Source organism: Streptomyces stelliscabiei (assembly GCF_014873495.1).
GTDB lineage: Bacteria > Actinomycetota > Actinomycetes > Streptomycetales > Streptomycetaceae > Streptomyces > Streptomyces bottropensis.
The window spans coordinates 7,872,173-7,886,162 of the sequence record NZ_JADBGF010000001.1; the positions used below are offsets into that span (position 1 = coordinate 7,872,173).

Here is a 13,990-nt window from a genome sequence, read left to right on the forward strand (position 1 = left end):
TCAGTCCTGGGCGTCGGGGTTGACCCGCCCCACCTCCCACAGCCGGGCCAGCTCGCCCTGCGCGGCCCAGCGGTCCTGCTCGCGCACGGCCGTCATCAGCCATTTCAGGACGGGTCTCGCGTGCTCGGCGTTGGCCAGCATCACCAGTCCGGTGCCGGACTCCATCTGGTTCAGCGCCATGGCCCGGTAGCCCGCGGTCCGGCCGGTGTGGCCGTAGTCGAGTCCGCCGCCGGAACCGTCGACGAACACGCCCATCCCGTAGAAGTGGCAGGGCTCGACGATGGTGAGCATCCGCTCGGTCAGCTCGCGGGTGAGCACCGGCGAGGGCAGTCCGCGGTAGGCCCGCCCGATCTCCACGGTGACCTTGGCCAGGTCGGCCGCGGTGGTCCACAGCCCGGCCGCGGCCGACTCGGGGTGGGCCTGCCAGCCGCCCGGGTGCGGGACGCCGGGAGCGTCGTGCCCGTACGCCACGGGGTGGCCGAGGCCGCGCGGATCCGCGGTGACGTAGTGGCTGTCCGTCATACCGAGGGGCTCCAGCACCAGTTCCCGCATGAGATCCGCGAACGGGGTGCCGGTGACGTCCTCCATGAGCTGCTGGAGGACGGTGTAGCTGATGTTGTTCTTCAGGAACACCCTGCCGGGGACGCCGTCCAGCCGGCCGGCCGGGGTCTTGGCGGGGGCACGGCCGAGCAGCACGTCCAGGGCGGTCGGCAGCGGCTCGTCGGGCGCGTAGTAGTGGTCGTCCGGGTTGTCCGCGAGGTTGTTGACCGCGCTGGTGAAGCGCAGCAGTCGCTCGGCGGTGACCGGGTCGGCCGGGTCGGTGTCCGGTATCTGCCAGGAGGTCAGATACCGGTTGACGTCCTCGTCGAGGTCGATCACCCCGTCCTTGGCGAGCCGCAGCACGCCGAGTGCGGTGACGTGCTTGCTGATCGACCCGGCCGGGAAGAGCGTGTCCGGGGTGACCCGTTCCGCCCCGCCTTCGCGGGTGACGCCATAGGCCCCTGTCTGGGCGATCTCGCCTCCGCGGATCACGGCGATGCTGACGCCGGGCACCTGATACTGGGCCATCGCCGCCTCCGGAGACGGCAGTTCGGCCGGCCGCTCGGCGACCACCCGCACTCCGAGCGCGTCCTGGTGGGCCTGCACGAGGCGCAGCGCCTCGGCGAGCGCGTCCGCGTCGGCCTCCGGGCCGGGTGCGGCGGCCGGCGGATCGACCGCCGCCGCGAGTTCGGCCAGGGTCTCGTTCTCGTAGAGCGTGCTCAGAGACAGGACGAGGCCCGCCCTGCGCGCCGCGGAGATCACCGGAAGCACCCGGATGGAATCGCCGCCGAGTCCGAAGAAGCTGTCGTCCAGGCCGATCCGCTCGACGCCGAGCACCGTCGACCAGACATCGGCGAGCAGGCACTCGGTCCCGGTGCGCGGCGCCCGGTAGGGAACACCGGAGCCCGGTTCGGACCGGTCCGGCGCGGGCAGTGCCCGGCGGTCGACCTTTCCGGAGACCGCGAGGGGCAGTGCGTCCAGGGGGACGAACACCTGCGGGACCATGTAGGCGGGCAGCCTGGTGCGCAGGTGCTCGACGAGTTCGGCCCGGGTCGGCGCGTGCCCCTGTTCGGGCACCACATAGCCGACCAGCCGCCGGTCGCCGTCCGTGTCCTGACGGGCGAGCACCACGGCCTCCTTGACACCGGGCGCGAGCAGCAGCACCGACTCGATCTCGCCGAGTTCGACCCGGTAGCCGCGGATCTTGACCTGGTCGTCGCGGCGGCCCAGGAAGTCCAGGGTGCCGTCCGCACGGAACCTGGCCAGGTCGCCCGTCCGGTACAGGCGGCTGCCCGGAGCGTCGGTGAACGGGTGCGGCACGAACTTCTCCGCCGTCAGGGCGGGACGCCCGTGATAGCCGCGGGCGACTCCGGCACCACCGAGGTAGAGCTCACCGACCGTGCCGACGGGTACCGCCCGGAGGTCGGTGTCCAGCACGAACACCTGGGTGTTGGTGATGGGCCGGCCGATCGGTACCGGCTGGGTGAGATCCACGGTCTCGGTCGCGTCGTGGACGACACAGCCGACAACGGTCTCCGTGGGGCCGTACTCGTTGACGATCCGGGCGTTCGGCGCCACCCGCCGCCAGGCGGCGACGGACTCCGCCTTCATCTCCTCACCGCCCACCACGTAGGTGCGCACGGAGTCGATGCCGCCCGGCTCGCCGATCTCGGTGGTGACCAGGTCGAGGTGGGCCGGGGTGATCTTCACGATACTGAAGTCCCCCTCGCCACGGAGCAGTTCGGGAAGTGCCTCCTGTCCCCGGTCACCGGGAACGACCCTCACGTCGCGGCCCGAGATCAAGGGCAGGAGGAAGCTGGGCACTGCCAGGTCGAACGCGATCGACCCGAACATCGGGGCCCCGTGCTCACCGTCCATGCCGTAGTACCCGAGCGCCCAGTCGAGGTAGTTGGCCAGGCCGTGGTGGGTGACCAGGACACCCTTGGGCAGGCCCGTCGAGCCCGAGGTGTAGATGGTGTACGCCAGGTCGTCGCCGTCGACCTCCACCCGCGGATCGCCGGCGGGGCGGGACGCGATCACCGCCGCGTCCCGGTCCGTGCACACCACCCGGGCATCGGTGTCGGGCATCCCGGCCAGCCACCGTTCCCGGGTGATCAGGACGGGGGCGCCGCTGTCGCCGAGCTGGTGGGCGAGACGCTCACGCGGAGCCTCCGGATCGAGCGGCAGATAGGCCGCTCCGGCCTTGAGCACACCGAGCACCGCGACCAGCTGGTCGATGCCCCGCTCGGTGAGGACACCGACGAAGTCGCCCCGGCGCACGCCCAGTTCGAGCAAATGACGGGCCATCCGGTTGACGGCCGCGTCGAGTTCGCCGTACGTCGTACGGTCCTCGCCGACGACCACGGCGACCATGTCGGGAGCGGCCGCGGCACGCTCGGCGAAGCGATGGTGAACGGGACGGCTGTCGAAGCCGGTGTCCGCTGTGCCGGCCCACTCTTCGAGCAGCCGTTCCCGCTCACCCTCCGGCAGGTACACGGCCCGTGCGTCGCCGTCGAGGTCGTCGACGATCGCGTCCAGGACCGCCCGGTACATGGCGCCGAGACGTTCGGCCTCGGCACGGGTCATGACCAGGGTGTTGGTCAGCAGCCCGAGTTCGCCGGCCAGCGTGGTGACGGCGAGGTCGAACTCGGTACCTCCTTCACGGACGCTGCTGCTCATGTCCATGAGGTCGGTGTCGACCTGCCGGAAGTCCAGGTAGTTGAAGAACACGTCGATGATGCGCCGGCTGCCGGCCTCGCGCTGCACCTCGGGAAGCGGGAAGCGGCGGTTCGGCCACAGCTCCGTCTCGGTGGCGAACACCTGCTGGACCAGCTCCCGCCAGGTGCGGGCGCCGCGCCGGAAGGGGATCGGCAGCGTGGTGAGGTACATGCCGATGACCTGCTCCGCGCCCGGGGCCTCGGGACGGGCGTCGCACACCAGGCCGCTGTGGAAGGCGTCCTCCTCGGTGAGCTGGCTCATCACCTTCAGATGGGCGGCGAGCAACACGCTCTTGAGGGGGACGTCGGCCGCCCTGGCCGCCGCGCGGATCCGGTCCTGGATGTCGTGCAGGGACACCTCCACCGAGAAGGTCCGGGGTCCGCTGCCGTCTTCCGGCTCCTCGCCCCAGGCCGTGGGCAGGGTGAACCTGGCGTGGTCGTCGACCACGCCCTTCCAGTAGGCACGCTCGTCGGCCGAGGCCAGCGACTCCTGCTCGCCGGCGATGAAGTCGGCGAATCGGACCTGGGGCCGCTCGGGATCCACGGGCCGGCCGCCCTCGCGGAGCTCACCGTAGACGGTGAGCACCTCCATCCAGATGTTGTAGTGGCTCCAGCCCTCGATGATGGTGTGGTTGAGGCTGATGAACAGACGCCAGCCGTGGTCGCCGGCCGCCGCGGCGAGCCGCAGCAGCGTCGGCCGGGTCACGTCGAAGGCCTTCTCCTGCTCGGCCGTGCTGATCTCCGCCACTCGGGCGGCGACCTGGTCCTCGTCGAGCCCGGTCAGGTCGTGGAAGGCCACCGGCATCTCGGCGTGCGTGTACACCAGCTGCATCGGCACGGAGTACGTGTCGAGGTCGAGCCCGGTGCGCAGTGCCTCGTGCCGGGCGGTGACGATCTGCGCTGCCTCGTGGAGGGCGGCGCGGTCGAACGCGCGTCCGTCCTTGATGTCGAACGACGTGGTGTGGTGGTACGTGCCGGTGCCCGTGGCGCTCAGCTGCTCGACCAGCATGCCGGTCTGGAGCTGCGAGAGCGGATAGGCGTCGGTGACCGTGTCCGGGAGCAGCGCCCGGTCCTCGGCGGAGATCAGTGCGAACGGCTCGACGTACCGCAGTTCGTCCGCCGTACGCCCGTCACCGGCCGTGGCCAGTCGCGCGATCGTACGGTGCTCGAAGACGTCGCCGACCGTCACCCGGAAGCCGGCGGTCCTGAGCGCGCCCACCAGGGTGACCGCGCGGATCGAGTCGCCGCCGAGGTTGAAGAAGCTCTCCTCGACACCGACCCGGGCCAGGCCGAGTACCTCCTGCCATACGTCCGCCATGCGCCGCTCGGCGTCGTTGCGAGGCGCCGTGATCTCCTCGGCCGCCGCCAGCGCGGCGCCGTCCGGTGCGGGCAGCGCACGGACGTCGAGCTTCCCGTGGGCGGTGAGCGGCAGCCGTTCGAGGGTCACGAAGGCGGCCGGGATCATGTAGTCCGGCAGCCGGGTCAGCAGGTGCTCCCGCAGTTCGACCGGCGAGGGTGCCGCGTCCGGCGCCGCGGTCGTGTAGGCGACCAGCCGCTTGTCACCGGGCGCGTCCTCACGGAGGACCACGGCCACGGCGGTGACTGCGGAGTGACCGTGGAGCGCCGTCTCGATCTCGCCGAGCTCGATGCGATGCCCGCGCAGCTTCACCTGGTGGTCGGCGCGGCCGAGGAAGTCGAGCGTGCCGTCCGGCAGCCAGCGCACCAGGTCGCCCGTACGGTACATCCGCTCACCGGGGGCGCCGAACGGGTTGGGCACGAACCTGTCGGCCGTGAGCCCGCCACGGCCGTGGTAGCCGCGGGCCATTCCGGCGCCGCCCACGCACAGCTCGCCGGGCACGCCTCGCGGCACGAGGCGCAACTGGCTGTCGACGACGTACACGGTGGAGCCGTGGACCGGGCGGCCGATCGGCACCGAGGTCGCCCGGTCGTCCATCGCGCCCACCACCGCGACCGACGAGAACGTGGTGTTCTCCGTGGGGCCGTACATGTTGACAAGCCGCGCGGGAGCGCCGGTGCGCAGCAGTTCTCGTACGGTGGCGGCGTCACCCGCCTCGCCACCGAAGCCGACCGTGCGCAGCGTGCCGAGCGTTTCGGGCATCGCCCGCGCCACATGGTTGAACAGCGATGTCGTCAGGAACAGGGTCGTGATGCCGCGTTGCCGCAGGGCGGCCGCGAGGGCCTCGGTCTCCAGGACGGTGTCCCGGTCCAGGATCTCCAGTCGGGCACCGTTGAGCAGGGCGCTCCAGATCTCGGCGGTGGCCGCGTCGAAGGACACACTGGAGGCGTGTGCCACCACGTCGCCCGGGCCCACTTCGAGGTTGGCGTCCTCGGTGACGGTACGGACGACACCCCGGTGCGTGACCATCGTGCCCTTGGGGATGCCGGTGGAACCGGAGGTGTACATCACGTAGGCCAGCTGGTCCGGGTGGACCGGCGGGAATCGGTGCGGCTCCGCCCCGGGCCGGTCGTCGAGCCGCGCCGGTACGACGGGACCGGCCCAGCTGTCGGGTGCGACGTCCGGGCGGCCGTCGGTGACCAGGACCACCGCGCCGGAGTCACGCAACATGAACTCCTTGCGCTCGGCCGGGTAGGCGGGGTCCACCGGCAGGTAGGCGGCGCCCGTCTTGAGGACCCCGAGCAGCGCCACCGGCAGCAGCGCGGAGCGCTCCATGCTGACCGCGACGACCGTCTCGGGGCCCGCGCCCGCTTCCCGCAGCCGCGCGGCGAGGCCGTCGGTGCAGGCGTCCAGACCGGCGTAGCTGACCTCGGTGTCGCCGTACGAGACGGCGGTGCTGTCGGGACGGCGCCCGGCCTGCCCGGCGAACAGGTCGACGACGGTCCCGGTGTCGCGGCCGGCGGCTCCGGTGCCCCAGCGGAGCAGCAGGTCCCCCTCACCCGGGGACAGCGGGGCCAGGGCCCCGCCCTCCGCGTCGGCGGCCATCGACACGACCACCGCGCGGTACATCGCCGCGATCCGCTCGGCCTCGGCCCGGCTGAGTACTCCCGTGTGCGTGGTCAGGCTCAGCCGGCCACCGGTGGTGGTGACGATCAGCGCGAACTCGGTGGCGGCTGCGCCGTCACTGGCGCCGGTGTCGATCTCGCCGGTGTCGATCCGCTGGTAGTCCTGGTAGTTGAAGGTGACGTCCACCAGACGGTCGCCGCCCACGTCCCGCTGCATGGCGGGCAGCGGATAGCGGCGGTGCGCCCAGTCGGCCGCCTCGCGCCGGTACACCTGCTCGACCAGCTCCCGCCAGGTGCGGGCGCCCCGGTCGAAGGCGAACGGCACCGTGTTGAGGTGCATGCCGAGCACCCGCTCGGCGCCCGCGGCCTCGGGCCGGGCGTCGGTGGCGAGGCCGGCGCTGAACCGCTCCTGCCCGGTGAGCCGGGCGAGCACGGACAGGTGCGCGGCGTGCAGGACCGCCTTCATGGACGCCCGCGCCCTCCCGGCCAGCTCACGCAGGCCGGGCTCGACGTCGGCGAACGGCACCCGCACCGTGAACGACTCCGGCTCGGCCGCGGCGTCACCCAGTCCGGCGGGCAGTTCGAACGGCTCGTGGTCGGCGGTCACCGCCAGCCAGTGCGCACGGTCCTCGTCACTCGCCAGTGCCTCCAGCTCACTGGCCACGAAGTCGGCGTAGCGCACGCCGGGCGGGGTCCACGGCCCCGGTCCACCCGTGTCGCGGAAGGACCGGTACAGCTCCAGCAGCTCCGCCACCATCGAGTGGTGACTCCAGCCCTCGGTGATGGCGTGGCTCTGGGTGAGCCCCAGCCACCAGGCGCCGTCCTCCAGCAGTGCGGTGACGCGCAGCAGCGAACGGGCGTCCGCCGGGAAGGGCTTGACCCGCTCCCCGGCGACGAAGTCCCGGACGGCCGCGGCGCGCGCCGTCTCGTCGAGTCCGCGCAGATCACCCTCCGCGACCGGCAGGTCGACGTCGCGGTGGACGAACTGCAGCGGAACCGAGTGGCCCGTCAGCGCGAACGAGGTGCGCAACACCTCGTGCCGGGAAGCCAGTTCGACCACGGCGGCGCGCAGCGCGGCGAGGTCGAGCGGATGCTCGTCGAGTATCCGGAACGCGCTGACGTTGACGTACTTCAGCGCCTCGGCGTCGGCGAGCTGTTCCACCAGGATGCCAAGCTGGCCCTGGGAGACGGGGTACGCGTCCGCCAGTCCGGCGGGCAGGGAGTCCCGATCGGCCTCGGGAACCAGCGCGAACGGCCGCACCGCCTTGAAGGGCGCGCTGTCGCGACCTGCCGGGTCCAGAGTTGCCAGCCCGGCGATCGTACGGGCGTCGAAGACATCGCGCACGGTCAGGAGGAAGCCGGCCGCACGCAGCGCGCCCACCAGGGTGACGGCGCGGATCGAGTCACCCCCCACCTCGAAGAAGTTGTCCTCGACACCGGCCAGTTCCAGGCCCAGCACCTCGGACCACACCGCGGCGATGCGGTGCTCGGCCTCGGTGCGGGGCGCGAGGTACGCCTGGTTCGTGACCGACGCCCAGTCGGGGGCGGGCAGCGCCTTGCGGTCGACCTTGGTGTTCGAGATCAGCGGTATCCGCTCGAGCGCCGTGAAGGCGGCCGGGACCATGTACTCCGGCAGCCGGGTCCTGCAGTACTCGGCGAGTTCGGCGGGCGAGGGAAGGGGGCTGTCGGCGGCCACCGCGTACGCGGCGATCCTCGGGTCGCCGGGGGCGGTGGAGTCGGTGACCACCACGGCCTGACGGATCGCCGGATGCGCGTTCAGCACGGCCTGGATCTCGCCCAGTTCGACCCGGTGGCCCCGGATCTTGACCTGGTCGTCGACCCGTCCGAGGAACTCGATGCCGCCGTCGGCCAGCAGCCTGGCCATGTCGCCGGTGCGGTAGAGGCGGCCCCCGGGCTCGCCGAACGGATCCGGCCCAAAGCGCTCGGCGGTCAGTGCGGGGCGGTTGACGTAGCCCCGGCTGACCTGCGGACCGCCGATGTACAACTCGCCGGGCACGCCGGCGGGCACGAGGTGGCCCTCCCGGTCGAGCACGTACACATGGGAGCCCCGCAGCGGGCGCCCGAGCGGGATGGCGGCGGCGTCCAGGTCGGCCCCGGTGATCCGGTGGTGGGTGACCTGCACCGTCGTCTCGGTCGGGCCGTACAGCTCCACGAGTTGCGGCTCGTCCAGCCCGAAACGCCGCGTCCAGGGGGCGAGCGCCGCACCGGTGTGCTTCTCACCGCCGAAGAACATGGCCCTCAGAGGGAGCCGCGTGAGCCGCTCGTCGCCCCGTTCGGCGGCGGACGCGAGGCCGCGGAAGGCTGAGGGGCTGTTCAGCAGTACGGTGAACCGCTCCTTCACCGCCAGGTCGAGCAGGGCGTCCGGGTCACGTGCGGTTTCGGCGTCGACCACGACGATCCGGCTGCCGTGCAGCAGCGCCGCCCACAGTTCGAAGACCGAGACGTCGAAGGCGAAGCTGTGCACGAGCGGCCACACGTGTCGCTCGTCGAGGGGGAACCGCTCGGCGGTGGCGCGCATCAGCTGCACTGCGTTGGCGTGGGTGACACCGATGCCCTTCGGCGTACCGGTGGAACCCGACGTGTAGATCACATACGCCAGCTGCACCGGGTCGGTGACCTGGTCCGGCTCCGTGTCCGGGAGCTCGTCGAGCAGCTTCGCGTCCGTGCCGTCGACGACTATCAGCGCGCCCGGGTGGGCGGCCTCGGCGACAGAGGCGTACGCGGTCTCGGTGACGACCACCTTGGGCCCGAGGTCCTCGACCATCGCGGCGAGGCGGGCGGCGGGCTGCGTCGGGTCCAGCGGCAGATAGGCGGCGCCCGCCTTCAGCACACCCAGCAGCGACGGCACGAGCCCGGCGCCGCGTCCCAGGCACAGGCCGACCACGGACTCGGCTCCGACACCGAGTTCACGCAGCCGGTGCGCGATGCGGTTGGCGCGGGCGTCGAGCTGTGCGTAGCTGAGGGTCGTGCCGTCGGCGGTCACCGCCCCGGCGTCGGGGCAGAGCGCGGCCTGCGCCGCGAAGAGGCCGTGCAGGGTGTCGGCGGCCTGCCCCACAGGATGGGCCGGCGCCACGAGACCGGCCGACTCCAGCAGGTCCTCGTCGGCCTGCTCCACGGCATTGGCCGCGGGGAGGACGAGCTGCCGGTCGGCCCGTGAGAGGAACGTGCCCCGGGCGTCGCCCTCGGGATCGGCCGCCATGGCCTCCAGCACCAGGCGGTACATCTCGGCGAGCCGGGCAACCTCCGCCCGGCCGAGATGGCGGGTGTCCGTGCGCAGTCCGACGTAGCCGCCGCGAGCGACCACGGCCAGCGGGAACTCGGTCGAGCCGATGCCGACGCTGGCGTCCTCGTCGACCACCGCGGTGTCCACCTGGTGGAAGTCGAGATAGTTGAAGACCGTGGACAACAGCCGGTTACCGCCCACCGCGCGCTGGATCGCGGGCAGCGGGTGGCGCCGGTGCGCCCACAGCTCGCTCTCCTGGCGGAATACCTGGGCCACCAGCTCGCGCCAGGTGACCGCCGTGCGGTCGTACGGGAACGGCACGGTGTTCAGGTGCATGCCCACGACCCGGTCGGCACCCGGGAGTTCCGGGCGTGCGTCGAAGGCCAGCCCGGTGAAGAACGACTCCTCCTCCGTGAGCTGGGCGGCGACCTTGAGGTGCGCGGCGAGGATGACGCTCTTGAGTGACGCCCCCGCGGCCGTGGCCAGCTCCCGCAGCCTCGGCTCCAGATCGTGCACCGGCACGTGCGCCTGGTGCCTCTCGTACGTCTCGGCGTCCGCGCCAAGCGGGTCGCCCCAGGCGGCCGGCAGTTCGAATCCGGCATGGTCGGTGACGACAGCACGCCAGTAGCTCTGGTCGCCCTCGTCGTCCAGGGAGGCGAGCTCGGCGGCGATGAAGTCCGCGTACCGGCTCGGCGTGGGGCGGGCCGGCTCGAACTCGCCGTGATCCACCAGCTGCCCGTACAAGGAGACGAGCTCGGTCATGACCGAGTGGTAGCTCCAGCCCTCCAGGATCGGGTGGGCGTGGGTGAGCACCAGCCACCAGGACTCGTCGTCCTCCAGCACGGCGCGGGCCCGCAGCAGCGGCGGCCGGCCGAGGTCGAAACCGGTGGCGCTCTCCTCCTCGTTCACCGCGCGCAACGCTGCCGTGAACGCGTCCCCGGAGAGGCCTGTCAGGTCGGTGACCGGGACGGAGTGCGTGATGTCGGCGTGGATGAGTTGGAGGGGTTGGGAGTAGGTGGTGAGGTCGAAGCCGGTGCGTAGGACTTCGTGTCGGGTGAGGAGTTCGTCGGTGGCTTGCTGGAGTGCGGTGGCGTCGAAGGGGCGGTTGTCGCGGATGCGGAAGGCGTCGACGTTGTGGTAGGCGGCTCGTTCTTCGCCGAGTGACATTTCTACGAGCATGCCGAGCTGGACCTGGGAGATGGGGTAGGCGTCCACGACGCCGGTGGGCAGTTGGTGGCGGTCGGTGTTGCTGATCAGGTCGTACGGCTGGACGAAGTGGTCTGTTTCGACGGGGTCGTTTCGTCCGTCGAGGTGGTGGGCGAGTTCGGCGATGGTGCGGTGTTCGAAGATGTCCTGCACGGTGACTTGGAAGCCTGCTGAGCGGATCGCGCCGACGAGGACGATCGCGCGGATGGAGTCGCCGCCGAGGTCGAAGAAGCTGTCCTCGACGCTGACCTGCTCGAGGCCGAGTGCTGTTGCCCAGGCTTGGGCGATCCGTGTTTCGGCGTCTGTGCGTGGGGCTGTGAACTCGGCCTGTGTGGGGGCCTGGGGTGCGGGGAGGGCTTTGCGGTCGAGTTTGCCGGCGGTGTTGAGGGGCCAGGTGTCGAGTTCGACGTAGGTGCCGGGGAGCATGTAGTCGGGGAGGGTCTGGGCCAGGTGGGACCGCAGTTCGCTGTGGTCGACGGTGGTGTGGGGGATGAGGTAGGCGACGAGCCAGGTGTCGCCGGTGTTCTCGGTGCGGGCGATGAGGGTGGCGTCTTTGACTGCGGGGTGTGTCAGCAGTCGGGATTCGATTTCGCCGAGTTCGATGCGGTGGCCGCGGATTTTCACTTGGTGGTCGGTGCGGCCGAGGAATTCGATGTCGCCGTCGGGGAGTCGGCGGGCGAGGTCGCCTGTGTGGTAGAGGCGGGTGCCGGCTGGTCCGAAGGGGTCGGGTGTGAAGCGTTCGGCGGTGAGTGCGGGTCGGTTGAGGTAGCCCTGTGCGATGCCGTGGCCGGCGATGCACAGTTCGCCGGTCACGCCGACGGGGACGGGTTGCATGAGGGAGTCGACGATGTAGAGGCGGGTGTTGTCGATCGGCGCGCCGATGGAGACAGTCGTCGGTTGGGCGGGGACGTTCCAGGCTGTGGACCAGATGGTTGTTTCGGTGGGCCCGTACACGTTGACCAGGTGTGCGACCCGGTCCCGTAGTTCGCGGGCCAGCTCGACGGGCAGGGCTTCGCCGCCCACCAGAGCGGTTACGGGACGGGTGCCGAAGCCGGATTCCAGCAGGAGTTTCCAGCCCGAGGGGGTGGCTTGTACGTGGGTGACGGACTCCGCTGTGATCAGGTCCACCAGGTCCGTGTCCTGCTCGGCGATGACGACGCGGTGTCCGTCGATCAGGGGCAGGTACAGCTCCAGTCCGGAGATGTCGAAGGACACGGAGGTCGATGCCAGCCATGACTCGGTAGTCGTCGGTTCGCCCAGTACGCGTCGGATGCCCGTGAGCAGGTTGGCCAGTGCGCCGTGGGTGACCTGGACGCCCTTGGGGCGGCCGGTCGAGCCCGACGTGTACAGCACATACGCCACCGCCGACGGATCTGTGGCCTTCGGGGGCAACGGCCGCGCCGAGGCGACCGCATCCGCGTCCGTGTCGACCAGGATCCGCACGCCGTCGTGGATCTCGGAAGCCGTCGCTGCCAGCGATTCCTGTGTCACCAGGACGCGCGGTCCGGCGTCCTGGACGATGCCCGCCAGCCGCGCGGCCGGGTGGCGGGCGTCCAGCGGGAGGTAGGCGGCGCCGGACTTCTGTACTGCCAGCAGTGTCACCAGCAGTTCGACGCCGCGTTCCAGCAGCACAGCCACCACGTCACCGGCGCCCACGCCCAGCGACACCAGATGTCCCGCCAGCCGTGACGAGCGCTCGTCCAGCTCCGTGTAGGACAGCGACACGCCACCCGAGGTCACCGCCACCGCGCGCGGAACCTCACCAGCCCGCGCCGCGAACAACTCCGGCACGCAACCAGCCGGCGCGTCGGTTTCCGTGTCGTTCCATCCGGAGACGACGTGCACACGTTCGTCGCCGGGGAGGCGGGTCGACAGCGCGTCACCGTCCGGGTCGGCGGCCATCGCCTCCAGCACCAGCCGGTACATCGACGCGATCCGCTCCGCGTTCGGCCGGGACAGGGTCTTGCTGTCCGCGGTCAGCATCAGGTGGCCCGCGAGGGTGGTGACGGCGAGCGGGAACTGCGAGGTGGTGTCACTCTGTTCGGCGCCGACATCGATCAGACCGGTGTCGACCTGGTGGTAGTTCTGATAGGTGAAGAGCACCTCGACGACGGGCTGCCCGGACTCGGTCAGCCGCTGGATGGACGGCAGCGGATAGCGGCGGTGCTCCCACAGGTCCATCTCCTGCTCGAAGACCTGGCGGACGAGACCGGCCCAGGTGGGTGCGCCACGCCGGTGCGCGAACGGCAGGGTGTTGAGGTGCATGCCCAGCACCTTCTCCGCGCCGAGAAGCTCTGGCCGGGCGTCGAAGACGAGGCCGGCCGAGAAGGCGTCCTCCTCGGTGAGCTGGCTCATCACCTTGAGGTGGGCGGCGAGGAGCACGCTCTTCATCGAGACGCGGGTCCGCTCGGCGAGGGCACGGAGGCCGTCTTCGAGGTCGCCGTACGCGACGGGAACCCGGAAGGAGGAGCCCTGGGCGGCTGCGTCGCCCCAGCCCGCGGGCAGCGCCATCGCGGAGTGCTCGTCGACGACGCGCTGCCAGTAGGCGCGGTCGGCGTCGTCGTCGAGGGACGCGAGTTCACCGGCGATGAAGTCGGCGAACCGCACGTCCACGGCTTCGTGACCGGCGTCCCGGTCCTGCCCGTCACGCACCGCACGGTAGACGTCCAGGATCTCCATCAGGAGCGAGTGATGACTCCACCCCTCCAGAATGATGTGGCTGTGGGTGAGCACGAGCGACCAGGAGTCGGCGCCCTCGACCAGGCCGGCCACGCGCAGGAGCGGCGCCGTCCCGAGGTCGAAGGGGCTGTCCTCCTCGCGCTTGATGTAGGCGCGGACGGCGTCCCGCGTGGCCGGCTCGTCCAACTCGGTGAAGTCCTCGACGGCGAAGGGAACCTCCGCCTCGGGGTGCACGAGTTGCAGGGGCACGGAGAATCCGGTCAGGGCGAGGGACGTCCGCAGGATTTCGTGGCGCGCGACGACCGTACGTGCCGCCGAGTGAAGTGCCTCGCGGGAGAAGGGGTGTTCGTCCCGGACCCGGAACGACGTCACCCGGTGGTAGTCGTCACCGGCGTCCTCGAGGAGCACCTCGACCGCCATGCCCGTCTGGACCTGCGAGAGCGGATACGCGTCCGCCAGGCCGTCGGATATTCGGTCGAGGTCCTCAGGCGGCACCAGGGCGAAAGGGGCGGTGCCCGCCTCCCCCCGGCCGTCGGGCACGGGGGTCGGCTCCGGCTCGGCCTGCTTCTGCTGGAGCAACGCGAGCAGGTCCGCCACCGAGGTGTTCTCGGAGAGGCCACCG

The 13,990-nt window shown here is 71.2% G+C and carries 1 protein-coding gene (only partly in view); it reads right to left on the bottom strand.

Annotated elements, in window-relative coordinates; all coding sequences use genetic code 11:
* Positions 1-13,990, bottom strand: the 3' portion of a protein-coding gene (locus H4687_RS34840; RefSeq protein WP_192781755.1) for a non-ribosomal peptide synthase/polyketide synthase. Its footprint extends 9,593 nt past the window's final position; 13,990 of the gene's 23,583 nt are visible here — the last part of the coding sequence; its start codon lies off the right edge, out of view — the gene reads right to left on this strand; it ends in the stop codon at positions 1-3.